General features: G+C 31.7%; 23 protein-coding genes. 8 read left to right on the forward strand and 15 right to left on the reverse strand.

Features of this window, described 5'->3' with window-relative positions; all coding sequences use genetic code 11:
• Positions 1 to 26 precede the first annotated feature (26 nt).
• From E0F76_RS15320 to E0F76_RS15340, 5 genes are all read right to left on the reverse strand, one after another.
• Entirely contained in the window at positions 27 to 1,298 is a 1,272-nt protein-coding gene (locus E0F76_RS15320) for an NAD(P)/FAD-dependent oxidoreductase (RefSeq protein ID WP_132008053.1), read from the reverse strand.
• A 213-nt stretch (positions 1,299 to 1,511) separates the two neighbouring features.
• On the reverse strand, positions 1,512 to 2,126 hold the full coding sequence (locus E0F76_RS15325) for a hypothetical protein (RefSeq protein WP_132008056.1): 615 nt from the start codon (positions 2,124 to 2,126) through the stop codon (positions 1,512 to 1,514).
• 295 nt (positions 2,127 to 2,421) lie between these two features.
• Positions 2,422 to 3,759: a DEAD/DEAH box helicase gene (locus E0F76_RS15330; RefSeq protein ID WP_132008059.1), complete on the reverse strand. Its 1,338-nt coding sequence runs from the start codon at positions 3,757 to 3,759 to the stop codon at positions 2,422 to 2,424.
• 188 nt (positions 3,760 to 3,947) lie between these two features.
• Positions 3,948 to 5,486, reverse strand: coding sequence for a DEAD/DEAH box helicase (locus tag E0F76_RS15335; protein ID WP_132008062.1), 1,539 nt, complete (start codon positions 5,484 to 5,486; stop codon positions 3,948 to 3,950).
• Between the two features lie 111 nt (positions 5,487 to 5,597).
• The gene (locus tag E0F76_RS15340) at positions 5,598 to 6,125 is read right to left on the reverse strand and encodes a DUF6155 family protein (protein ID WP_132008065.1); all 528 of its coding nucleotides are present in this window, start codon (positions 6,123 to 6,125) and stop codon (positions 5,598 to 5,600) included.
• 107 nt (positions 6,126 to 6,232) lie between these two features.
• Here E0F76_RS15340 and E0F76_RS15345 point away from each other — a divergent pair, with 107 nt between their 5' ends.
• Together E0F76_RS15345 and E0F76_RS15350 are read left to right on the forward strand one after the other, a co-directional pair.
• Entirely contained in the window at positions 6,233 to 6,517 is a 285-nt protein-coding gene (locus E0F76_RS15345; protein WP_132008068.1) for a DUF3817 domain-containing protein, read from the forward strand.
• Positions 6,510 to 7,775 carry a mechanosensitive ion channel family protein gene (locus tag E0F76_RS15350; RefSeq protein ID WP_132008071.1) on the forward strand — a complete coding sequence of 422 codons (1,266 nt, stop codon included), beginning with the start codon at positions 6,510 to 6,512 and terminating at the stop codon, positions 7,773 to 7,775. Before E0F76_RS15345 ends, E0F76_RS15350 begins: the two co-directional genes overlap by 8 nt.
• Here E0F76_RS15350 and E0F76_RS15355 read toward each other — a convergent pair.
• Entirely contained in the window at positions 7,772 to 8,164 is a 393-nt protein-coding gene (locus E0F76_RS15355) for an acyl-CoA thioesterase (RefSeq protein ID WP_132008074.1), read from the reverse strand. The two genes, E0F76_RS15350 and E0F76_RS15355, sit on opposite strands and share 4 nt — an antisense overlap.
• A gap of 67 nt (positions 8,165 to 8,231) precedes the next feature.
• Between E0F76_RS15355 and E0F76_RS15360 the strand changes: the two genes are divergently transcribed.
• The 6 genes from E0F76_RS15360 (at position 8,232) to E0F76_RS15385 (ending at position 13,887) form a co-directional block, all read left to right on the forward strand.
• Positions 8,232 to 8,633 carry a glyoxalase gene (locus E0F76_RS15360; RefSeq protein WP_132008077.1) on the forward strand — a complete coding sequence of 134 codons (402 nt, stop codon included), beginning with the start codon at positions 8,232 to 8,234 and terminating at the stop codon, positions 8,631 to 8,633.
• 96 nt (positions 8,634 to 8,729) lie between these two features.
• On the forward strand, positions 8,730 to 9,443 hold the full coding sequence (locus tag E0F76_RS15365) for an esterase family protein (protein WP_132008080.1): 714 nt from the start codon (positions 8,730 to 8,732) through the stop codon (positions 9,441 to 9,443).
• A 48-nt stretch (positions 9,444 to 9,491) separates the two neighbouring features.
• Positions 9,492 to 10,439: an ATP-grasp domain-containing protein gene (locus tag E0F76_RS15370; RefSeq protein WP_132008083.1), complete on the forward strand. Its 948-nt coding sequence runs from the start codon at positions 9,492 to 9,494 to the stop codon at positions 10,437 to 10,439.
• Between the two features lie 17 nt (positions 10,440 to 10,456).
• Positions 10,457 to 11,563, forward strand: a complete 1,107-nt coding sequence (locus E0F76_RS15375; RefSeq protein ID WP_132008086.1) for a carboxylate-amine ligase — start codon at positions 10,457 to 10,459, stop codon at positions 11,561 to 11,563.
• Positions 11,564 to 11,727: 164 nt separating this feature from the next.
• Entirely contained in the window at positions 11,728 to 12,558 is an 831-nt protein-coding gene (locus E0F76_RS15380) for a type 1 glutamine amidotransferase (RefSeq protein WP_132008089.1), read from the forward strand.
• 138 nt (positions 12,559 to 12,696) lie between these two features.
• The gene (locus E0F76_RS15385) at positions 12,697 to 13,887 is read left to right on the forward strand and encodes a hypothetical protein (protein WP_132008092.1); all 1,191 of its coding nucleotides are present in this window, start codon (positions 12,697 to 12,699) and stop codon (positions 13,885 to 13,887) included.
• A 13-nt stretch (positions 13,888 to 13,900) separates the two neighbouring features.
• On the opposite strand, the gene E0F76_RS15390 is transcribed toward E0F76_RS15385, so the two are convergent.
• The 9 genes from E0F76_RS15390 to hisH all read right to left on the reverse strand — a co-directional run bounded on the left by E0F76_RS15390 (position 13,901) and on the right by hisH (position 22,979).
• The gene (locus E0F76_RS15390) at positions 13,901 to 15,553 is read right to left on the reverse strand and encodes a M1 family metallopeptidase (protein ID WP_132008095.1); all 1,653 of its coding nucleotides are present in this window, start codon (positions 15,551 to 15,553) and stop codon (positions 13,901 to 13,903) included.
• A gap of 141 nt (positions 15,554 to 15,694) precedes the next feature.
• Complete coding sequence (locus E0F76_RS15395) at positions 15,695 to 16,909, reverse strand: ATP-grasp domain-containing protein (protein ID WP_132008098.1); 1,215 nt, start codon at positions 16,907 to 16,909, stop codon at positions 15,695 to 15,697.
• Between the two features lie 3 nt (positions 16,910 to 16,912).
• Positions 16,913 to 18,346, reverse strand: coding sequence for a leucyl aminopeptidase family protein (locus tag E0F76_RS15400; RefSeq protein ID WP_132008101.1), 1,434 nt, complete (start codon positions 18,344 to 18,346; stop codon positions 16,913 to 16,915).
• Positions 18,347 to 18,428: 82 nt separating this feature from the next.
• Complete coding sequence (locus E0F76_RS15405) at positions 18,429 to 19,562, reverse strand: alpha/beta hydrolase (protein ID WP_132008104.1); 1,134 nt, start codon at positions 19,560 to 19,562, stop codon at positions 18,429 to 18,431.
• Between the two features lie 130 nt (positions 19,563 to 19,692).
• On the reverse strand, positions 19,693 to 20,292 hold the full coding sequence (gene hisIE / locus E0F76_RS15410) for a bifunctional phosphoribosyl-AMP cyclohydrolase/phosphoribosyl-ATP diphosphatase HisIE (protein WP_132008107.1): 600 nt from the start codon (positions 20,290 to 20,292) through the stop codon (positions 19,693 to 19,695).
• 98 nt (positions 20,293 to 20,390) lie between these two features.
• A complete protein-coding gene (gene hisF, locus E0F76_RS15415) occupies positions 20,391 to 21,146 on the reverse strand; it encodes an imidazole glycerol phosphate synthase subunit HisF (RefSeq protein ID WP_132008110.1) in 756 nt (251 codons plus the stop codon).
• A 34-nt stretch (positions 21,147 to 21,180) separates the two neighbouring features.
• Positions 21,181 to 21,540, reverse strand: coding sequence for a four helix bundle protein (locus E0F76_RS15420; RefSeq protein ID WP_132008113.1), 360 nt, complete (start codon positions 21,538 to 21,540; stop codon positions 21,181 to 21,183).
• Between the two features lie 16 nt (positions 21,541 to 21,556).
• Entirely contained in the window at positions 21,557 to 22,288 is a 732-nt protein-coding gene (hisA, locus tag E0F76_RS15425; protein ID WP_132008116.1) for a 1-(5-phosphoribosyl)-5-[(5-phosphoribosylamino)methylideneamino]imidazole-4-carboxamide isomerase, read from the reverse strand.
• A gap of 109 nt (positions 22,289 to 22,397) precedes the next feature.
• Positions 22,398 to 22,979 carry an imidazole glycerol phosphate synthase subunit HisH gene (gene hisH / locus E0F76_RS15430; RefSeq protein WP_132008119.1) on the reverse strand — a complete coding sequence of 194 codons (582 nt, stop codon included), beginning with the start codon at positions 22,977 to 22,979 and terminating at the stop codon, positions 22,398 to 22,400.
• Between the last annotated feature and the right edge of the window lie 42 nt (positions 22,980 to 23,021).

A 23,021-nucleotide genomic window follows, 5' to 3' on the forward strand; every position in this document is an offset into this window, starting at 1 on the left:
TAAAAAAGCTGTTTTTTTTCTCCAATCTATACTTCCACTTTTGTCTTCTTATCTGGTCTAATAATCATTCGCAAAGATTGATCTTTAGAAAAATATGCGATGGTCCAATTGATAAAAGTTTTAATTCTATTTCGATAAGTTATTAATGAAAAAAGGTGCACAAAAAGCCAAACCAACCAAGCAAAGAAGCCGTTGAAGTGTTTTTTAGGCTTTGGTAAATCGACAACTGCTTTATTTTTTCCAATAATTGCCATAGATCCTTTATCATTATATTTGAAGGGAATTAAAGGTTTATTTTCAATCATTAACTTGAAATTTTTAGCCAAATTCAATCCTTGTTGAATGGCAACTTGAGCAACCTGAGGATGACCACCTGGAAAGTTTTCATCGCTAAGTTGGATGCAGGTATCACCAAGTGCAAATATATTTTGAGTTCCATTTATTTTATTGAAAGCGTCGGTCATCATTCGTTTGCCTCTACCATAACTTTCTTCTGGAATTCCTTCAAATTTCATTGCTGAAACTCCTGCAGCCCAAATTAAATTTTTGGTTTGTATGGTTTCTCCGTTCGAAAGATGTACTGTATCATCAATATAATCCGTTACTTGGCAATTTAATTTTACAATAACACCTAGTTCAGTTATAGCCTTTAGAGTATCCTCTTGAGATTCCTTACTCATTGGTGACAAAAGCGCATTACCGCCATCTACTAAATAGATATTACTCGCAGTTGCAGCTAATTCTGGGTATTCTTTAAGCAAAATATTTTTTCTCATTTCGGCAAACATCCCCGAAACTTCAACTCCAGTTGGACCACCACCAGCAACAACAATTGTCAATAATTTTCGGCGTTGACGCATGTCTTTACAAATGGCTGCTTTTTCTAAATTTTTTAATAAAGTATTTCGCATTCCAATGGCATCATTCAAAGTTTTCATCGGAATTGCGTTTTTCTTCACATTTTCCATTCCAAAAAAACTAGTTTCAGCTCCAGTGGCAAATACTAAATAATCGTAATTCAATTCTCCATTATGAAGGATTACTTTATTTTCTGCTGGAATAACTCGCTGCATTTTTCCAAGTCGAAATTGAAGATTTTTTTTACCTGCAAAAAATTTTCTAAAAGGATAACTAATGCTAGATGGTTCAAGAAAAGCAGTGGCAACTTGATAAATTAAGGGTGGGAAAAAATTATAATTATTTTTATCAACTAATGTCACACGGACATCTTTTTGATTTAGTAATTCTTTTGCAAGGTTTAATCCCGCAAATCCTCCTCCAATTATAACAATTTCCATATATTAATTCTTTTATTTATTAAATAAAAATACAATCTATAAATATACACTATTTTCGGGATACAATTAAATTTACTAATAGGAAAAAACTATGATGCGATTGCTTTAAAATTGATTACTTATTTTATTTAACTCATCAAATTGTTAAAATTCTAATCCTGTTCCATTTGTATAAATGTTCTCCGAAATCTAAGGTTTTCAAACTTTCCTCATCTATGCACGAGGTAGAGTAGCGGAGAATTCCTTTTTCTTTTTATTCAATTCATCTTGCAGCTTGCGCATTGCTTTCTGTTCGCGTCCTAAAGCTTTTTCTTTATAGATTTCAAATTCCTTTTCGGACTGTTTTAACACCAGCTTGCTTTCTATTGTTATGGCATTGCTTTGTTTAAATTTGAAGATAAAAAATAGTAGTATAGCAATCAAACCAAGCAAAATAAAGAAAAACAATGTTTTAAAAATCGTTTTTCCAAATTGAATGCCAAAAAGTGAAATACTATCTTTTTCAGATATTAAATTGGAAACAACAGTTTCTGAGGCAGTTGATTTGGTTTGTAAACTGTCGATAAGTCTTTTTTGAGAACTTATAAAATTTGCATTGGCTAAAATCTTCTCTTTTGAAACCGAAAGCGAATCGAGTACATTCGATTGTAATTTAAGCAACGAACTTTCTTTTATCACTTTATAACCCTGAAAATCATTTGATTTATCCATAAGGTTATCAAACTGATATTGTATAGTACCGGAATCAATAATTTTATTTGTGGTTTGACTAAAAATGTTTGATGTAATAAGTAATAGGGCAATTGCCGCAATTGTCATTTTTTTCATGAGTTAAAACGCTTTGAATTCATAACTAAGTAAAAAACTAGTTATTGTTAGAAAATATAACGAAGTATAAAACTAGTTATTGCTATTAAAACAGATTTATAGCTCATTTAACTCATGTTATTTTTAGTTTTCATCCAATAAATAACATTGAAATTGATGTGAAAAGTCTAATTTAACCATGTCCTTTTTGTAACTTCAATTTTTTTATGATTAAATTACTAAAAGGCATAAAAAAACCATTGCAGCACTCTATCAAGTATTGCAATGGTTTTTTATTTATAAAACAGAAAAAGTACTATTTCATTTTTTGTCTTTTAACTGGTTTTTCGGCAAGTTCATTTTTATTTTGCAACAAATAATTTGCCAACAATTTCTCTATTAATTCATCTTTGGTCAAATGATGAAAAACTGTTTTTATTTTGTTTTTTAAATCTGCCGAAACTTCGTGATTGGGTTTGGTTTTAAAAATTTGTTTGGCCCACAAAAACGTGTTATTTTCTTCAATATTTTCAGAAGAGGGTTTTTTAAATTTTGAAAACTGAATTCCCAATTCTTTTTCGAAATCAGCAATTTCTACTAATTCTTCTTGTTGCAAAACGGTTAACGAAAGTCCCTTTGCTCCTGCTCTAGCGGTTCTTCCGCTACGGTGAACATAGTTTTCGTAGGTGTCAGGCAAATGATAATTGACTACATAAGATATTTCCTTTACGTCAATTCCTCTTGCGGCCAAATCAGTAGCGACTAATATATTGATGTGACCTTCACGAAATTGCTCCATGATTCGATCTCTAATTCCTTGTGATAAACTTCCGTGTAAAGCTCCAGACGAAAACTTATTGATGGCTAAATTCTTTGCCAATTTATTTACAGCTGCTTTAGTTTTACAGAAAATAATACCCCGTTCACCATCTTTAGAAGTTAGAAAATGCATCAAAACCTCTAATTTTTCAATAGGATCAACAACTATATATTGATGGTCGATTCCTTGATTTCCAACCGTTTCCATATTGGCACTTACTTGAACTACATTTTTATCCAAATAATTCTGAATCAATTGTTTTATAGTTCCTGGTAAAGTGGCTGAAAACAAAAAAGTGCGGTGATTTTTAGGAAGTTCAGCAACAATTTCGTCTAAACTTTCTTTTAATATAGATACCATTTCATCCGCTTCGTCCAAAACTAAAAATTGAGTTTCTTTGAGATTGATGGCTTTGCGCTGAATTAAATCAATTAAACGTCCAGGTGTTGCGACAACAATATGAGTTGGATTTGATAATCGCTCAATTTGTGGTTTTATAGGAATTCCTCCGCAAGTGGCTGCGATTGAAATTTCGGGAGTATATTTGGCGAAAGCCTCTAAATTATTAAAAATTTGATGTCCTAATTCTCTAGTAGGCACTAAAATTATCGCTTGCACTACGGTAGAATTTGTATCAATCAATTGCAATAAAGGCAATCCAAATGCAGCAGTTTTTCCAGTTCCGGTTTTGGCTAGACCAACAAAATCAGTAGTATTTGAAAGTAATAACGGAATCGTTTTTTGCTGAATTTCTGTTGGTTCAACAAATTTTAATTCAGTTATGGCTTTTAATAAAGCTACTGAAATTCCTAAATCGGAGAATTGTTTTGACATCGTATTGATTTAATTTTTATAAAATTGTTGTTTTGAAAACAGGTTTTCGTAGCCCCGATAGAAGGGAAAATCCTCTCGATTTTTCATCGAGAGATTGGGATGATAGCGGGAAAAAGCTCCTAAAAATTAATTGCATTTTTCTATGCTGAGCACTTTTTTTTCCTCTTTCACTGCACTGAACACTTTTCCTAATCTGCTTCGTTCATGATTTTTTCACGATACTTTTTCCCTATTAACAAGGTTAGCTTTAATTTATAGTCATCAACAAGCCATTCGCGGTAGTTTTTACTACATTGACTCAAACATTTGGCATATCGTTTTAAGCGACATTCTATATCTGGATCTAACTCTTTTAATAATGCTTTTGCATCTCGCAACTCTTCAGTATTGTCTACGCACATTGCTGCATGTTGTTCTAATGATTTGTCTAAAACCACTTTAGAACGTAAATTTTGAGCAATAATTTGTTTGTGTTCTTCATCTACATCAAAAGTCACGACCTCTGTTTTAGCAAATTTCTCACGTAATTCGGGTGGCATAGTATATTTAAAATACAATTCGATTTCAGTATCGTCCCGTAAATTTTCAAGATAAAATTCAGGTGATTTAAAAATATGTTGCCAGTTTACTGGATCACTCCACAAACCAAAACGGGCTGCATTATTTCCTAAATCAATCACATTAAAAGTGTCTTTATTTGGTAATTTTCGAGAACCACGACCTATCATTTGAAAATATAAAGTCAAAGATTTTGTAGCTCTATTCAATATAATTGTGTCTACAGTAGGTTCATCAAAACCTGTTGTTAGGATTCCAACAGAAGTTAATATTGCATCTGGAGTTTTTTTAAACCATTGTAAAATATCTTTTCTTTCTTCGGCACTACTGGTATTATCCAAGTGACGAATACCATAACCCGCTTCTCTAAAAGTTTCATAAACATATAAAGAAGTGTTGATTCCATTATTGAAAATCAACGTTTTCTTGCCTAATGATTTCTCTGTATAAGCATGCAATAATTTTTCTTGCATTGCCATATTAGTATACAAATCATCGGACGATTTTACAGTATAATCTCCATTGATTCCAACTTTCAAAGAGGTTAAGCCTACATCATAACTATAGGTAATGGCTTTGGCCAAAAATCCTTTGTCAATCAATGAATTTATCGTATCACCTACGATTAATTCATCATAATTTTGATGCATTGGCAATTTGATATTTGAACTCAAAGGAGTGGCTGTAACTCCTAAAATAAAGGCGTTTTTGAAGGAACTTAATAATTTTCGGAAGGAATTATAATGGGCTTCATCGATGATAACCAATCCAATATTATCTAAATGTAATTTTTCGTCATTGATACGATTTTTCAAGGTTTCAACCATAGCCACAAAACAAGAATAATCGTTTTGGTCTGGAAGTTCTTTCACTTTACTATTGATGATTTTATTTTTTACATCGAAACCTTTAAGCATTTTTGAAGTTTGCTTACAAAGTTCAATTCGATGTGTTAAAACAACTACTTTTTTATCGTGCTTAGACAAATATTGTCTTACGATTTCAGAAAAAACAACTGTTTTACCACCTCCAGTTGGTAATTGATACAACAAATGATGATTGTTTGGCGCATTGTCCAAACGCTCAAAAATGGAAGCGATATCTCCTTTTTGATACGAATAAAGTTCTTTTTTATCTACTGTTTCTGTTTCTAAAGTGTTTTGAGACATGTTTTTTTGTTGGGTTTTTGCAAAAATACACCTAAAAAAGAGTTAATCCACTATAATTTAGATTAAATAATGGGTGGTAATTAAATATAAACGATTGTAAAGTATTTCAATTTAATATTCAAAACGCTCAACAACAGCATTAAATTCAATTGCATTATACCAATTTTGTTGAATTGTTTCATTGTTTATTTTCAAAATCCTTGGCATAAAATCCTCCAATATCCCATTTGCAATCAAAAATTTAATTGCTTGTTCAAAAGAATTTAACATGCTTTTAAAAAACATTTCTTGCTTAACAATTCTTTCTGAGGATAAAGCTTGCGCAATTTCTATTGCATAAAGCATCACATCACCAATAACAAAGGGATCAACACCTAAAAGGATAAAATGTTTGATATATTTTTGTGCAACTGAACGCCTCATTTTTGGTTTCTTTTCCTTCGTAGTAGTTCTTTTTGGAAAATATTCATTAGAAATTTTAAGTTTGCATTCCTGCAAAAGAGATGCTTCTTTTGGATTAAAAACAAAATCGTAGTACGTTTTAACAACACTAAATTTTTCATAAAGTTCAATTACTTGTTCTTCTAATTGCACTTTATTGAGTTCTGTCAAGTATTTTTTTAAATCGCGTTTGCTCATAATCTCAAGTTTATAATTACAAAAGTAAATTACTTTAGGATCGAATACTCCAAAAATCAATCATAATCCTTAATTTTGCACCAATAATTTTTAACACAACAGTTTTGATGGATAGAATTTTTAAGAACATTGCAGTATTAGAAGGAGTTTCCTATTTGGTTTTATTTGCAAATATGCTTTTTATAAAACCAACACATTTTGAACTTTATAAAACATTGTTGTACCCAATAGGAATGACCCATGGAATTTTATTTATTGGTTATGTTGTATTGGCAGTACTGATTAAAAAATCCCAAAAATGGAATTTTAAAGTTTTTTTTACAATTTTATTGGCTTCACTCCTACCGTTTGCTACTTTTTATGTAGAAAAAAAATACATGAAAAATGCATAATTTATTAGAAAAAATATTTGGCTGGTGCTATATTTTATTTAGAAAGTGGGGATTTGGTGATACAATTGCGGCTTATTTAAGCTTGTTTGTGAATATTTTTATTCTCAGTGTTATTTCCTATTACATCTACCGTTTTTTTCGATTATTTCTGGTTACTATTATGTCAATTGTTGCTCGTAAAACCAAAACTAAATTTGATGATTTACTAATTTCGAATAAAACAGCGATGTACATTTCGCATTTGATTCCGTTATTGTTTATCTATATTTCAGTTCCAATTATATTAAATGCATACAATTATTGGGAAACTATATTTGGAAAATTAGTTGGGATTTACATTGTTCTACTAATACTTTGGATCATAAGAACCATCTTTAATGCACTTAAAGATCATTTAAAAAGTATTGTTAAATTTAGTGACAAACCTATTGATAGTTACATTCAAGTAATTATGATTGTCCTTTGGATGTTAGGTATTGCTGCTATATTTTCTGAAATTTTTGATATTAAAATCGAAAAATTACTGACTACTTTAGGAGCCATTTCAGCTATTATATTATTAATTTTCAGAGATACAATTTTAGGATTTGTTGCCAGTATTCAGGTTTCTGTAAATGATATGCTTCGAATTGGTGATTGGATTACAATGGATAAATTTGGAGCTGATGGAGATGTTATTGAAATTAATTTGGCAACAGTTAAAGTTCGAAATTTTGATAACACTACAACTACAATTCCAACTTATAGCTTGATTTCTGATTCCTTCAAAAACTGGCGTGGAATGCAAAAATCGGAAGGGAGAAGGATAAAACGCCATATATTGATAAAATCTAATAGTGTTCGATTTTTAAAAAATGAGGAATTGGATAATTTTTTGAATATTCAACTTATTAATGAGCATATCTTAAAGAAGAAAATTGAAATTGACAAATTTAATTCCCAAAATAATATTGATACCATAATACCGTTAAATGGTCGAAATTTGACGAATTTAGGATTATTCCGAAAGTATATCACAAAATATCTCGAAAATCATCCAGGCTTGAATAAAGATATGATTTTGCTTTGCCGACAATTACAGCCTACTGCACAAGGAATTCCATTGGAAATTTATGTTTTTTCTAAAGATAAAAATTGGGAGAATTATGAATATATCATGTCTGATATTTTTGACCATGTGATTGCTTCCGTTTCCTTTTTTGATTTAGAATTATTCGAATTACCTTCTGAAGGTAGAGGTGTCTTTATTCCAAATTAAATAGAATCCAATCGGTCTTTTACGTATTCAATTTCTTTTTTCCCGTGAGCTTTAGGCTTGCCATCAGCACCTAAATTGACCATTGTCGTATTATCTATTGAGATAATGGTTTCCCGAGTCATCATATTTCGAGCTTCACATTTTAAAGTTATAGAAGTATTTCCAAACTTTACTACATCAATACCTATTTCAATAATATCCCCTTGTTTTGCTGAACTTCTGAAATTTATTTCAGACATGTGTTTTGTTACAATTTTTGTATTTTCAAGTTGAATGATTGAATACAAAGCAAGTTCTTCGTCAATCCAAGCCAATAATTTACCGCCAAATAATGTTCCGTTCGGGTTTAAATCTTCTGGTTTTACCCATTTTCTAGTATGAAATCGCATATTGTTTATTTATTAACGTCAAAATTAATGCATTCTAATTGCTTTTTTTTAAATTTAAAGAAAAAATATGAAACAAAGAGATGTTTTTTTAAAAGAGTTCAGAGGAGAATCCATTGGTACCGTTTCTTCACTTTCTTCATTTGACGAATATTTTCAAAATGAAATACTTCGTCCTATTTTGAAATTACAAAATGATATTTTTATCATTACTTTTATAAATTATACCAACAAAAACAAAATTGACTTCAATTCATTTTCTGTAGAAAAAAAATTAGTAGTTATTGAAAATTCCATCCAAAAAGACATCAAGTTTAGAAATGCATTAAAAGGAATGATAGTTGGGTTATTTACTATTGAAGAATATAAAGAATACATTCAAAACTCTTCGAGTCTTAACAAGAGAATGATGGGAATGTTAATAGAAAGACTCAAAAGTCAAGTTCAATTATTAGATTCCTTTACTATTTGAGAATATAAATATATTTCTCAGAATAAATGATGCATTTCCTAAAATTTTAATGTTTTTTGTATGATTATTTTTATTATAATTGTTAAAAATTAAGTTATGAAAGAAGAGTATTTCAAATGGTATTCCCCTAATCTGAGTAGAGAAATTGAAATGTTAGTTTTTGGTCATGCTGGATATCCTGTGATACTTTTCCCCACATCCATGGGAAGTTTTCACGAAAACAAGGATATGGGGTTGATTGACTCTGCAAAATGGTATATTGAGCAAGGGTTAATTCAAATATTTTGTCCTGCAAGCATTGATAAAGACAGTTTTTATAATAATGCAATTCATCCTATTCATCGAATCGAAAATCATGTTTGGTATGACAAAATGATCTGCCACGAGATTGTCGAAAAAGTAAAAAACAATACTCCTTCCGGAAAAGTTGCTCTTGCAGGTTGTAGTTTTGGAGGCTATCACGCTGCTAATTTTGCTTTTCGTCATCCTGGATATGTAAGTCACGTTTTCTCGATGGGAGGTGCTTTTAGTATCAAAAGTTTTATGGATGGTTTTTATAATGATGATGTTTTCTATAACACTCCCGAAGATTATTTATATGGTTTAGATGACCACGAACTTTGGAACATGGATATTTGCTTGGGAACATCCAATTGGGATGTTTGCTATGATTATAATTTAAAATTGAGCAAGGTTTTAAGTGACAGAAATATTCATCATTGGCTAGACGTTCGACCAGATAGAAAACACGATTGGCCAGTTTGGAAAGAAATGTTTCCACATTATTTATCAAGAATAAAGTTTTTTTAAAAAGAGTAATTATAAAGAGTTTAAGTTGCAAGCATAAAATATAAAAAAATGAAAAAAATAGGAATATTATTTGGAATGGAAGATACTTTTCCGCAAGCATTTGTAGACAGGATAAACTCAAAAAATGAAAAAGGAATTATGGCTGAGGCTGTTTCCATAGACAAAGTTGTTCAAAATAAAGATGGTGAATATGCGGTTATCATTGATCGAATATCTCAGGATGTCCCCTTTTATAGAGCCTATCTTAAAAATGCAGCTTTAACAGGAACAAATGTTATCAACAATCCATTTTGGTGGAGTGCTGATGATAAATTTTTCAATAATTCATTGGCAGATACCCTTGGAGTTCCGTTACCCAATACTGTAATCCTTCCTTCGGCCGAACACCCAACTGATACCACTGGAAAATCATTTCGTAACCTAAAATTTCCAATGGATTGGGAAGGTATTTTTGATTATATTGGATTTCCAGCTTATATGAAACCTTATGCAGGAGGTGGTTGGAAAAACGTGTACCGACTAGAAAATAAACAAGAATTTTGGGATAAACATCAAGAAACAGGACAATTGGTAATGATGTTACAGGAAGAAATTGTCTTTACAGAATATTTTCGTGTGTATTGTTTGGGTTGTAAAGATGTTCGAATCATGCAGTATGAACCTAAAAACGAACCTCATTTGCGTTATGTTTTAGATGGTCCACCATCGGATAAAAAATTATTAGCAACTGTAAAAGAATATACTTTAAGACTTTGCAAAGGATTAGGTTATGATTTTAATACGGTAGAATTTGCTGTACGTGACGGAATTCCTTATGCAATAGATTTTGGAAATCCAGCACCAGATGCTGAATTAACTTCTGTTGGAGCTGATAATTTTGAGTGGGTAGTTGAACATGCAGCAAAAATGGCGATTTCAGCCGCCAAAAAACAAAAACCAGGTAAAATGAATTTAACTTGGGGGTCTTTTATAAAAGAAGCTGTTTCTGATAAATAATTTTTCAATTTTTCCAAATGAAAAAACTACCTATTTTTACTCTTGGCGTGGAAGAAGAATACCAAATTATAGATCCTGAAACAAGAGATTTACGCTCCCATTTATCCAAGATTGTTGATGGGGCCAAGATTATTCTAAATGAACAAGTAAAAGCGGAAATGCACCAATCTGTCGTAGAGGTTGGCACCAATATTTGCAAAAACATTCAAGAAGCCGAATGTGAGATAAAATCGTTGCGAGGTCATATTGTTACTTTAGCAGAAAAACAAGGTTTGATTGTTGGTGGTGCAGGGACACATCCTTTTTCAAAATGGCAAGACCAACCCATAACAGATGACCCTCGTTATCATGTCATCGTAGACGAATTGCAAGATGCTGCACGTTCTAATTTGATTTTTGGAATGCATTGTCACGTAGGGATTGAAAACCGCGAAGTTGGATTGCAAATAATGAATCAAGCTACTTATTTTTTACCGCATATTTTTGCCCTTTCAACCAATTCTCCTTTTTGGGAAGGTCGGAAAACAGGATACAAATCATATAGAACGAAAGTATTTGATAAGTTTCCAAGAACAGGTTTGCCAGAATATTTTGATTCAGTTTCAGCCTATGATAATTTTCTGGAAACATTAGTAAAAACGAAATGTATTGATAATCCAAAGAAAATTTGGTGGGATTTACGTTTACATCCTTTTTATGACACTATTGAATTTCGCATTTGTGATATGTGTTTAACTGTTGAAGAAACGATCTGTATTGTTGCAATTATTCAGGCAATTGTTGCAAAATTATACCGATTGAATTCAAACAACATGAGTTTCAATATTTACCGAATAGCTTTGATTAAAGAAAATAAATTTAGAGCTTCACGTTATGGAATTGAAGGAAGCATGATAGATTTTGGTCTTCAAAAAGAAGTTGAAACTAGAATACTTATACTTGAATTATTAGATTTTATTGATGATGTAGTTGACGAATTAGGGAGCCGTGAAAAAATCAATTATGTACACCAGATCTTAAAAAATGGAACAGGAGCAGCCAAACAATTAGCGGTTTACAACGAAACAAATGATTTGATAAAAGTCGTTGATTTTATTACGAGTGAATTTTATAAAGGTCTTTAAAAAAGGATTCAATAATTTGTTTTCAGTATCAAATTGACTTTAAAATTTTCATTTAATTTATTATTATCATTCCTATTGACCTTGTTATTGTAATTGATATTTCTATTGTAATTGATATTGCCATTGAAAAAAAGTATCTTTGCAATACCAAATCGATTAGAAAAATGAATACAAATAACATAAAAATTGCAGTTTTAGATATGTACGATGGTACACCCAACCAAGGAATGCGTTGCATCATCGACATAATCAACCGTTTTAATCAATTAGTTACTTTTCAAGTATTTGATGTAAGATCTAAATCGGAATTGCCGGATATTAATGATTTTGATATTTACATTTCTACTGGTGGACCTGGAAATCCATTAGAAGGTAATGGAGATTGGGATTTGAAATATTATGATTTTATCAATGAATTGACTAATTGGAATAATGAAAATGTTATAAAAAAGCACGTTTTATTCATTTGTCACTCCTTTCAAATGGCTTGCAGTCATTTTGGTTTGGCAGAAATAACCAAACGAAACGACACTTCTTTTGGAGTTATGACGATTCATAAAACAAAAGAAGGACTAAACGATCCTATATTAGAAGGACTTGACGATCCTTATTATGCAATAGATTCCAGAGATTATCAAGTAGTACAACCTAAATTGAGTGTTTTTGCTAAAAAAGGAGCCAAAATTATTTCTTTAGAAAAAATTAGAGATCAAGTTCAATATGAAAGAGCTATTATGGCGGTTCGTTTCACTGATTATTTTGTGGGAACCCAATTTCATCCAGAAGCAGATCCAATAAGTTTTATTTCTCATTTAAGAAACTATGAAGCCAAAGAAAAAATCAAAGCAATGAAAGGTAAAAAGAAGTTTAGGATTATGCTTGAAAATCTATTGGACGATGATAAAATTTACAAAACCAATGAAACATTGATTCCTAATTTTCTTCGTATTGCCATCAACGATTTGATGAAAACTAAAAAAATGCTTTCGAATTAATATGAATTAACAATATTAGAATTAAGTAGTAAGAGAGTAAAATACTATTCAAATTCCTGTTTTTCTTACTACTTGATATTTAAAACTTAATTCTTCAATCTTAATTCTTAATACTATCATCTTAATACTTTTTTTGAAATGATTGACAAATACAGACAGCTTTTTAACGCTCAGTTTACAAATAAAAAGTATCAGGAATTAAAGCAAGAAATAGCTGATGATTTTGATTATAACCCTACTTTTCGAATAGGAGAAACTCCTTTTTTTATTTCCAAAAAATTAAAATCACAATTATTAGAAGGTTGTGATGATGTTATAAAATTGATTCAACATAAAGACTTTAAAATACTAACAGATAAATCCTTAGAATTAAATCATAAAGTTCCTAACGAAGACGATCACACCACTTTTTTAGCAATCGATTTTGGAATATGTGAAGAAAACGGCAACGTTATTCCAAAATTAATAGAGGTACAAGGGTTTCCATCTTTGTTCAATTACCAAAATAATTTATACGAAAAATTTAAAAATCAATATCCTTTTTTAGAGGAATTAACTCCTTTCAGTAATGGAATTTCAAATCAGGAATATTTAGATTTTTTAGAAGAAGTGATTTGTAATAATCATCCAAAAGAAAATGTAATTCTGATGGATATTGAACCCGAAAAACAAAATACAAAAATCGATTTTTATTATTGCAGAAGAGATCTTGGTATTCCAATAGTTTGTGTCACAGCAATTATAAAAAAAGGAAAACAACTTTTTTATAAAAACGAAAACGGAGAAGAAATTCTCGTTAAAAGAATCTACAATCGGGTGATTTTTGATGAATTAGATTTAAGAACCGATTTGAAATTGAATTTTCATTTTTTAGATAATCTAGATGTAGAATGGGCTGGACATCCCAATTGGTTTTTTAGAATTAGCAAGTTTATTTTACCATTCTTGAAAGGTCCTTATTTTATTGAAACTACATTGTTAAGTGATTTGGCAACGATACCAGAAGACCTAGAAAATTATGTGTTGAAACCTCTGTTTTCATTCTCAGGTTCTGGCGTAATCTTTCATGTAATAAAGGAAGATGTCGAAGCCGTGGTTGATAAAGAACTATATATTTTACAAAAAAAAGTAAATTATATTCCAATAGTTCAGTCTCCAGACGGAAAAGTTAAATGCGAAGTACGTATGCTTTTCGCATGGAAAAAAGAGGATGCAGCTCCTACTCTACTTTGTAACTTGGCACGATTGAGTCGTGGCGAAATGATTGGTGTAAAATTCAATAAAGACAAAGATTGGGTTGGCGGAACTTTAGGCTTGTTTGAGAGGTAGATACTTATAAAAACTACTCAATACTTTTCAATGTAGTAATATAAAAATTCTTATCCACTTCCACCTTCAAATCTTTAGTAATTAAATACAAATTTGTCCAATCTTCAGTAGGTTTCAACCATTGTTCTTTTCCATTTAAAGTCACTTTCACAGGAATAGCAAATCCAGGAACACAATTGGTCCAGTGATAGGAAAGAATATTGTCTTTAAATTTATATTCGAAAGTTGGAATACGAATATCTCTCAAATATTGGTTAAAGAATGGCTTTAAATCCAGTCCAGTTTGTTGAATTAAATAATCTTCTATTTGTTTTGTGGTTACGGTTTGGTGGTAAAAAGTGCTATTCAAACCTCGTAAAATTCCTCTCCATTTCTCGTCGTCGTTCACTATTTGACGCAAAGTATGTAGCATATTTGCCCCTTTTTCATACAAATCAGATCCTTCGTGATTTACACCATACTTACCAATCATTTGCTTTTTGTTCTGAATGTTTTTTCGCAATCCTCTTACATATTCAGCTCCTGCTTTTTTACCAAAATAATATTCCACAAATAGATTTTCGGAATAACAAGTGAAACTCTCATGAATCCACATATCTGCAATCTCTTTGTAAGTGATATTATTGGCAAACCATTCGTGACCCGATTCATGAACAATGATATAATCGAATTTTGCTCCCCATCCACTCCCGCTTCTGTCCTTCCCCAGATAGCCATTTTGATAGCCATTTCCGTAAGTTACACTACTTTGATGTTCCATTCCTAAATAAGGAGCTTCAACCAGTTTGTAACTGTCTTCATAAAAAGGATAAGGACCAAACCAATGTTCAAACGCTTTAAGCATTTTTGGAACTTCGGCAAAATGTATTTTGGCTTTGGCCAAATTATCTCTCAATACAAAATAATCACAATCCAAATTGCCTTTTTCCCCTTGGTAAACTTCTGAGAAAGTTACATAATCACCAATATTAATATTTACTCCATAATTATTGATAGGATTCGAAACGTACCAAGTAAAAGTTCTGGTGCCATCTTTTTTATCGATTATGCTTTGCAAACGACCATTGGAAACATCCATCAGATTATTGGGAACATTGACACTTATCAACATATCATCAACTTCATCGTACATATGATCCTTATTTGGCCACCAAATACTCGCACCCAAACCTTGACAGGTCGAAGCGATAAATGGATTACCATTAGAGTCTTTGCTCCAAGTAATTCCTCCATCCCAAGGCGGATTTATTGCTATTTTGGGTTTTCCTTCATAATAAACGATGACTTCTTTAATTTCGTCAGGAACTTGTGGATTTACTAAAGTGATGTAAAATACACTTCCGTCTCTTTCAAATTTTAATTCCTTGCCATCTTGAATAACTTTAGAAATTTTCATTGGTTCTTGCAAGTCAATTTGCATTCTATTATACGATTTCAAAACTTTGTATCGAATAGTATTAGAACCTATAATGGTACTGTCAGCAGGATTCACTTTAATATCTAAATGATAATATTTCAAATCCCACCAAGATCTTTCTTTAGTGATACTGCCACGTAGAGTATCTTGTCTATTGAAAACTTCCTCTTTTTGACTCAAAAGTCCTTGGGCATTTGCACTATTGGCTAATAGTAGAATGAAACAAATAAAGGGTATATACTTTTTCATGATTTTTTTACAGTAGCTTGTAAATTCTATTAAATTGTGGATTGTTTGTCATTTTTATGAAGGAAAAATCTCATTAGTCACTCACTTTTGTTGCCCTTGATATGTGATTGCTCCTTCGTAAAAATGACATAATATAGCTTATTAATGCAAGTTTTCTACTTTTTTATGTTGACCTACAACTGCAAAATCCTGTATCAATCGATCTGCATAATTATCTAATAATTCCAAAACCCTCTCGCTTGATTTCGATTTTACAATCAACCCAGCGTGATAATCCAATAGAACTCTGAAACAAACTTCGGAATCTGAAAATGACGATAAATCAGGAAGCTGAAACTTAGACAATGTCAACACAATTCCTGCATAGTCTTTTTTTACTTTGGGTAATTTATATTTGGTTTTTTTAACCAACGAATCTTCAATGGCCGCCCATTCCTTCCAAAAATTAATATCGGAAGCAGCAGCAACCATTTCTGCTAAATGAGCACCACCTACACGGGATGAAGTTTCTAAAAAATAAATTTTGCCATCTTCTTTTCCTTTAATAAATTCGGTGTGTGCAGCTCCGTGTTTCAAACCAAAACTTTTCATTACCTGTTCGTTTACCAGTTTAATGGCAACATCATCTTCAGAATCATAAGGGATATTAGCAGAACGAAAAATACCGCCACTTTGTGAAATTTCCATTGGAGTGGATAAATATTTTGAAGTCAAACTAAATAATACTTTTCCATTCAAAACCAAACTATCACAATGATACACATCTCCAGGTCGAAATTGTTCTAACAAATATTTGAACCGATTATTCCCCATTTCATTAATATGAATCCATAAACTTTCCTTGTCATATACCTTTATAATTCCCATTGAAGAAGCTTCAGATCGTGGTTTTAAAACCCAAGGAGCTGCAATCGTATCTGCAAAAGCATTGATGTCATGGTCATTAAATAGAGAACAAAATGCGGGGATAGTTATGGCGCAACTTTTGGCTCTCATTCGCATTGCGAGTTTATCTCTGAAATAACGACCTGTAGTTTGTCCCATTCCATCAATACGGAGATTTTCCCTGAGATAAGTAGCTTTTTCGACATCAAAATCATCCAAAGCTACAATAGCATCAATTGTATTGGATTTCATCAAGTTTCCAACACCTAATAAAAGATGTTCTAAATTCCAATCTGTATCTTGGCCAGCCATATAAAATATTTCTTCTATAGCATCGGTTGGCCAAGGTTTATCTTTCAGTTTTTCACTCGTTATCAAATAAACTTTATTACCAAGCGTTTTCAAATTAATTATAAAGTCAGCGCCTTTAAAAAAATTCGAAACGCAAATGAAGGTTTTGGAATTATTCATAATTTATAAATTTTCTATGAATTTAGTCAATAAATGAACACCAAAAGCGGTGGCATGTTTGCTTTTCGCAAATTCATCATCGCCAAAAGCAACTCCGGCAATATCAAGATGCGCCCAAGCTTTGTGATCCTCAGTGAAATACTCCAAAAATTTAGCTGCCGAAATGGCTCCTGCAACCGGTTTTCCACTATAATTTTTCACATCAGCAATATCACTATCTATATCTGATTTATAGCAATCCCAAAGAGGCAATTGCCATAAACGTTCCCCAATTGCATCACCAGATTCTTGTAATTTTTTTGAAATAGTATCATTATTGGTAAACAAGGCAGCACATTCATAACCTAAAGTTCCAACTGCACTTCCTGTTAGAGTGGCAATATCAATAAGGTATTCTGGTTTGAAATTTTTAATTAAATACGACAAACCATCAGCTAAAACCAATCTTCCTTCGGCATCTGTATCTATTATTTCAATGGTATTTCCGCTATAACTTTTGATAATATCACTAGGTAAAAACGATTTAGCATCTACAGAATTTTCGGCACAAGGGACTATTGCTGTTACTTTTACGGGCAATTTTAAATCGGCAATTAACTGCATTGCACCAAAAACAGCTGCACCACCACCCATATCACATTTCATTTGAACCATTCCAGCAGTTTTTATATTCAATCCGCCAGTGTCAAATGTTATTCCTTTTCCAACTAAGCCAACATGTTTCATTTTTGTATCAACATTTTCAGGAACATAAGTCATAATCACAAATTGCGGCTCATTTTCGCTACCTTTTCCAACGGACAAAAACGCTCCCAAACCTGCCTTTTCGGAAGCTTTATAATCGAAAACTTCAACATCAAAACCGTATTTAATTCCACTTTCTTTAGCCCAATTAGCTAAATATTTTGGGGTAACAACATTTGGTGGCAAGTCAACCAATTGCAGCGTTTCGATTTGTGCATCGGCAATTTTCAACCCCTTTTCGGCTGCTTTTTCGTTGTTTTTCTTAGAAACAATTTGTAATTCAAAATTTGAATTCAAAAACGGATGTACTTTTTTATCTTTTTTGTAATGTCCTAGGTTATAGGTACCCAATTTCAATCCTGTGAATGTTGCTTCGATTTGTTCTTTCGAGAACATGTCAGGCAGAATAAATGCCACATTAACTCCAAAAAAATCTTTTTGATTGGCGGAAATTCTCCTAAAAACAGTTTTCAAAGATTTATAATCAATCACTTTTCCTAAACCTATAAAAATATGGATGCAATCGTATTTTTCAACAATATAATGCGTGTCTTTTTTGCCAAAAAACACTCTTGAGTTTACAGAAACACCATGAAATTCGATTGGTACAAGGCTTTTTTCGTAGGTTTCAAAAACTGGAATTAAAATAGTACCCTTATAATGTTCTAGTTTTGATATTGTGTTTAATTTCATCTTGTTGATATTATAGATTACTTAAAATTCAAGAATAAACGGGTCTTATTAAATATAAGAATTATTTTTTTTATGGAAATAATTATTCTTTTGTATTAAAAAACAACCATTCAATTGCTTTTGGAAATTCGTCACTCCAATAGGTTTCATTGTGTTTTCCTTCCATATTAATACTGAGATTAATTTTCATTTTATCCTTGATAAACTCACTTTTAATAACATTATTTTTAAAGTTTATAACGTTTTCAATCATTGTTTCACTTTCATCTCCACCGGCATACAAATAAATTTTGGTGTCTTCAGTTTCAGTCACATCAGATTTAATTTCGAGTTTTGGAACAACCCAAAGTGACGGCGAAAAAACCATTAATTTCCCATAAACTTCGGGATAACGTAATCCACTGAATATGCTGACTAATGCTCCCATCGAGCTCCCACCAATTCCAGTATATATTCTTTCTTTTTTGGTTCTAAAATTACTGTCAACAAAAGGCTTCAAGGTTTCTGTTACAAAACGGATGTATTTTTTTCCCTTCCCTTTTCCTAAAACTGTTTTTCCAACATTGTATTCTTTTACTCGGTCTTCTTCGGCATGCTCAATCGCAATAATGATGATTTTTCCAATTTTATATTCGGACATAACCGCCAATTTCTTATCAATTTCCCAATTGCCAAATTCTGATTTTTCATTAAATAAATTTTGAGCATCTTGCAAATACATCACTGGATAGCGTTCGTTTGTAGCATCGTAATCGTGTGGTAATAAAGCCCAAATTTTCCTGGTTTTATTAAGCTGCGGAATTTCAAATTCATCAGAAATCAATACTACTTGAGGTAAATAATTAGGTTTAAATGGCAACCAATTTTTTCTCCATCGGGCTACAAATTCATTTTGAATTCCACTATGATTTTTTGTAGAGCGGTTTTCAGTTCGGTTTCCGTGAGTATCAATTTCAACTTCACTCCAATCTCCTTTTGTGAATTTATATAAAAGTTCTTCCGGATAATTGAAATCGGGAGTGAATTCAAATTGATATAAATTACTAGCAATTTGCTCCATCATAAAGGACTTGTCTTGCGTGCGCCAATTATTAAAATTTCCGGAAATATATACAGGTCGAGCATCATTTTCATCTGTTTTTAATATGATTTTCAATCCGCTTTTTGATAATGTTTTTGGTAATTCTTGCTTTAAAGTTGTATTCTGGATATTCATTGAATGTATTGTAATTTCTAATAAAAAAGTAAATATAGTGGATTGCTATTGGATATAAAAGAAAAAAGAAAAACCCGATAGCAAAATGAATCGCTATTGGGTTTTATGTATGAAAATTATCTAAGTATCTTTATTTCTGACGGCTTTTTAAAACCTGAACCACATCATTCAATTGAAATCCTTTTGCTTGTAGCAATATTAAATAGTGAAAAAGCAAATCAGCACTTTCATCCAAGAACAAATGATCATTATCGTCTTTTGCTTCAATAACAACTTCAATCGCTTCTTCGCCTACTTTTTGAGCAATCTTATTGATTCCTTTTTCGAATAAGGAAGCCACATAACTTTTCTCAGAATCAGCATTTTCTCTACGAATTTTGATGGTTTCTTCTAAATTTGAAATAAATCCATAGTTACTTTCATTTTGCGTTTGCCAGCAAGTATCAGCACCAGTATGACAAGTTGGACCTTCTGGTTTAACTTGTACTAAAAGCGTGTCATTATCACAATCATTTTTAATATCTACCAAGTTCAAAAAGTTGCCACTTTCTTCTCCTTTTGTCCAAAGTCTTTGTTTTGAACGACTATAAAAAGTAACTTTTTTAGTGTCTAAAGTCTTTTGGTAGGATTCAGCATTCATATATCCCAACATTAAAACGTTTTTAGTTTCGCTGTCTTGAATAATTGCTGGAATCAATCCGTGCGCACTTTTTGTAAAATCTATATTCATTATTTTAAGTATTAAGTTGTAAGGATTAGGTCGTATGTAATAAATTGTATGAAAAATAAGTTTCTAAAACTTAATAATTCAAACTTTCTAATTACTCCTTAAAGCCTCACTTCTATATTATTATTTTTAAGTTCTTTTTTCAATGTTTTGATTTCAATTTCTTTGAAATGGAATACGCTTGCCGCTAATGCTGCATCAGCTTTTCCTTCAACAAAGGTATCTATAAAATGTTGCATATTTCCAGCTCCTCCTGAGGCAATTATTGGAATATTTACTAATTCTGATAAAGTTGCCAAAGCTTCATTTGCAAAACCATTTTTGGTTCCATCATGATTCATCGAGGTAAAAAGGATTTCTCCTGCACCACGCTGTTCCACTTCTTTAGCCCAATCAAACAATCTTATTTCAGTAGGAACTTTTCCTCCTACCAAATGCACAATCCAATCTCCATCAATTTGTTTGGCGTCAATGGCAACAACTACACATTGACTACCAAATTTTTGAGCCAAATCATTTATCAATTGCGGGTTTTTAACTGCCGAGGAATTAATAGAAACTTTGTCAGCTCCATTTTGTAAAAGCACTTCAACATCGGATACTTTTGAAATACCACCACCAACGGTAAACGGAATATTTATAGTAGCCGCTACTTTGCGAACCAAATCAACCAAGGTTCTTCGTCCTTCTTCAGTTGCCGAAATATCAAGAAAGACCAACTCATCTGCACCTTCATCCGAATAGATTTTGGCCAGTTCAACAGGATCACCTGCATCACGCAAATCTACGAAATTGATTCCTTTTACTGTTCGACCGTTTTTTATATCAAGGCAAGGAATGATTCTTTTTGTAAGCATTTAAAATTAAGTATTAAGTTGTAATTTTGAATTATTAAGTTTTTTTGATATTTTTTTTAGAAGTAATAATGATACTTTTTATCAATTTTAAAACTTCAACCCCATCATTATTTAAACTTAAAAATTCTTCATTTGAAATATAATTTGTTGCTTGTAATAGCTCTAACCAATATAATGTTTCATCTGCTTCTTTTTGAGAAATACCCATTTTATGAATAAAATCAGCTTTACTTTCTGCATTTTTAGCTTCACGTATGTTTGCGCCAACTGAAGTTCCAGAACGTAAAATTTGTTTACTCATCACATATTCATTTCTTGAAGTTAGTATTTTGTATAAGTTCACTATTCGAATTGCAAAAGAGAAACTTTTTACTTTTATAATGTCTTCACTCATACTTAAAACTTTATCCTTATGATTTACTACTTAAAATGTAGTTTTCTAATTGTTTCAACGAAATTCGTGCTTCGTAAATCGCTTTACCAATTATTGTTCCTTCACAACCCAATTCGGCTAATTTAGGTAATTCGTCAAAGGTAGAAATTCCTCCTGAAGCAATCAATTTTATTCCTTTGGCTTCCGCCAAAATTTTAGCATACAAATCAAAACTTGGACCTTCAAGCATTCCGTCTTTAGCAATATCGGTACAAATTACATACTGAATTCCTTTTGATTGGTACTCTTGTATAAAAGGAACTAAATCTTCATCCGAGTCTTCTAACCATCCCGATACGGCTACTTTTTCGTTATTTGCATCCGCGCCAAGAATTATTTTATCAGCACCAAACTTAACGATCCATTCTTCAAAAATGTCTCTATTTTTTACTGCAATACTCCCACCAGTTATTTGGGTAGCTCCAGATTCAAAAGCGATTCGTAAATCATTATCCGATTTTAAACCTCCACCAAAATCAATTTTCAATTTGGTTTGGGATGCAATTTGTTCTAATATTTTGTGGTTGACAATTTTGCTGGATTTTGCCCCATCTAAATCGACTAAGTGTAAATATTCGATTCCGTGTGCTTCGAATGATTTGGCTACTTCAATCGGATTTTCGTTGTATATAATTTTGGTATTGTAATCCCCTTTCGATAAGCGAACACATTTTCCGTCGATGATGTCTATTGCAGGTATTATTCTCATTCCATTTTAGATTTTAGATTTTAGATTGCAGATTTTAGATTTTAGATTTTATATTGTAATGAAATTGATTTTTGTCATTGCCATTGCAATTGAAATTGCCATTTCCTTTTTATAATTTTAAAAAATTACCCAATATTCTCTCTCCAACATCTCCACTTTTTTCTGGGTGAAATTGTGTTCCATAGAAATTTTCATTTTCCAAGGCCGAAGAATATTCCAGTTCATAATTTGTTGTTGCAATAGTTTCTGCACAAAGTGGAGCGTAAAAACTATGTACCAAATACATGTATTCGTTTTCGGCAATTCCTTTGAATAAATCCGATTTCAAATTATAAATTTGATTCCAGCCCATTTGTGGCACTTTTACTTTTGAAGTAAATTTTACTACATCTACATCAAAAATTCCCAAGCCTTTTGTATTTCCTTCTTCCGAATAGTTACACATCAATTGCATTCCCAAACAGATTCCGAAAACTGGTTGAGCAAGCGTTGGAATCAAAGTATCCAAACCACTTTCTTTTAGCATTTTCATGGCATAACTTGCCTCTCCTACTCCAGGAAAAATTACCTTATCTGCAGCTTTTATCTCGTCTGGATCATTGCTCAAAACCGCATGAAATCCCAATCTTTCGATGGCAAACATAATGCTTTGAATGTTTCCTGCTCCGTAATTTATGATTACTATTTTCATTTATATTAGTCTTAATGTTGTAAAGTCGATAGTCTTAAAGTC

The sequence above is a fragment of the Flavobacterium cellulosilyticum genome (assembly GCF_004349355.1).
GTDB classification, from domain to species: Bacteria; Bacteroidota; Bacteroidia; order Flavobacteriales; family Flavobacteriaceae; genus Flavobacterium; species Flavobacterium cellulosilyticum.

Bases quoted from the DNA above. Each gene is read 5' to 3' on its own strand.
- E0F76_RS15320 (WP_132008053.1), bottom strand. From the start codon at position 1,298: ATGGAAATTGTTATAATTGGAGGAGGATTTGCGGGATTAAACCTTGCA.
- E0F76_RS15325 (WP_132008056.1), bottom strand. From the start codon at position 2,126: ATGAAAAAAATGACAATTGCGGCAATTGCCCTATTACTTATTACATCA.
- E0F76_RS15330 (WP_132008059.1), bottom strand. From the start codon at position 3,759: ATGTCAAAACAATTCTCCGATTTAGGAATTTCAGTAGCTTTATTAAAA.
- E0F76_RS15335 (WP_132008062.1), bottom strand. From the start codon at position 5,486: ATGTCTCAAAACACTTTAGAAACAGAAACAGTAGATAAAAAAGAACTT.
- E0F76_RS15340 (WP_132008065.1), bottom strand. From the start codon at position 6,125: ATGAGCAAACGCGATTTAAAAAAATACTTGACAGAACTCAATAAAGTG.
- E0F76_RS15345 (WP_132008068.1), top strand. From the start codon at position 6,233: ATGGATAGAATTTTTAAGAACATTGCAGTATTAGAAGGAGTTTCCTAT.
- E0F76_RS15350 (WP_132008071.1), top strand. From the start codon at position 6,510: ATGCATAATTTATTAGAAAAAATATTTGGCTGGTGCTATATTTTATTT.
- E0F76_RS15355 (WP_132008074.1), bottom strand. From the start codon at position 8,164: ATGCGATTTCATACTAGAAAATGGGTAAAACCAGAAGATTTAAACCCG.
- E0F76_RS15360 (WP_132008077.1), top strand. From the start codon at position 8,232: ATGAAACAAAGAGATGTTTTTTTAAAAGAGTTCAGAGGAGAATCCATT.
- E0F76_RS15365 (WP_132008080.1), top strand. From the start codon at position 8,730: ATGAAAGAAGAGTATTTCAAATGGTATTCCCCTAATCTGAGTAGAGAA.
- E0F76_RS15370 (WP_132008083.1), top strand. From the start codon at position 9,492: ATGAAAAAAATAGGAATATTATTTGGAATGGAAGATACTTTTCCGCAA.
- E0F76_RS15375 (WP_132008086.1), top strand. From the start codon at position 10,457: ATGAAAAAACTACCTATTTTTACTCTTGGCGTGGAAGAAGAATACCAA.
- E0F76_RS15380 (WP_132008089.1), top strand. From the start codon at position 11,728: ATGAATACAAATAACATAAAAATTGCAGTTTTAGATATGTACGATGGT.
- E0F76_RS15385 (WP_132008092.1), top strand. From the start codon at position 12,697: ATGATTGACAAATACAGACAGCTTTTTAACGCTCAGTTTACAAATAAA.
- E0F76_RS15390 (WP_132008095.1), bottom strand. From the start codon at position 15,553: ATGAAAAAGTATATACCCTTTATTTGTTTCATTCTACTATTAGCCAAT.
- E0F76_RS15395 (WP_132008098.1), bottom strand. From the start codon at position 16,909: ATGAATAATTCCAAAACCTTCATTTGCGTTTCGAATTTTTTTAAAGGC.
- E0F76_RS15400 (WP_132008101.1), bottom strand. From the start codon at position 18,346: ATGAAATTAAACACAATATCAAAACTAGAACATTATAAGGGTACTATT.
- E0F76_RS15405 (WP_132008104.1), bottom strand. From the start codon at position 19,562: ATGAATATCCAGAATACAACTTTAAAGCAAGAATTACCAAAAACATTA.
- hisIE (WP_132008107.1), bottom strand. From the start codon at position 20,292: ATGAATATAGATTTTACAAAAAGTGCGCACGGATTGATTCCAGCAATT.
- hisF (WP_132008110.1), bottom strand. From the start codon at position 21,146: ATGCTTACAAAAAGAATCATTCCTTGCCTTGATATAAAAAACGGTCGA.
- E0F76_RS15420 (WP_132008113.1), bottom strand. From the start codon at position 21,540: ATGAGTGAAGACATTATAAAAGTAAAAAGTTTCTCTTTTGCAATTCGA.
- hisA (WP_132008116.1), bottom strand. From the start codon at position 22,288: ATGAGAATAATACCTGCAATAGACATCATCGACGGAAAATGTGTTCGC.
- hisH (WP_132008119.1), bottom strand. From the start codon at position 22,979: ATGAAAATAGTAATCATAAATTACGGAGCAGGAAACATTCAAAGCATT.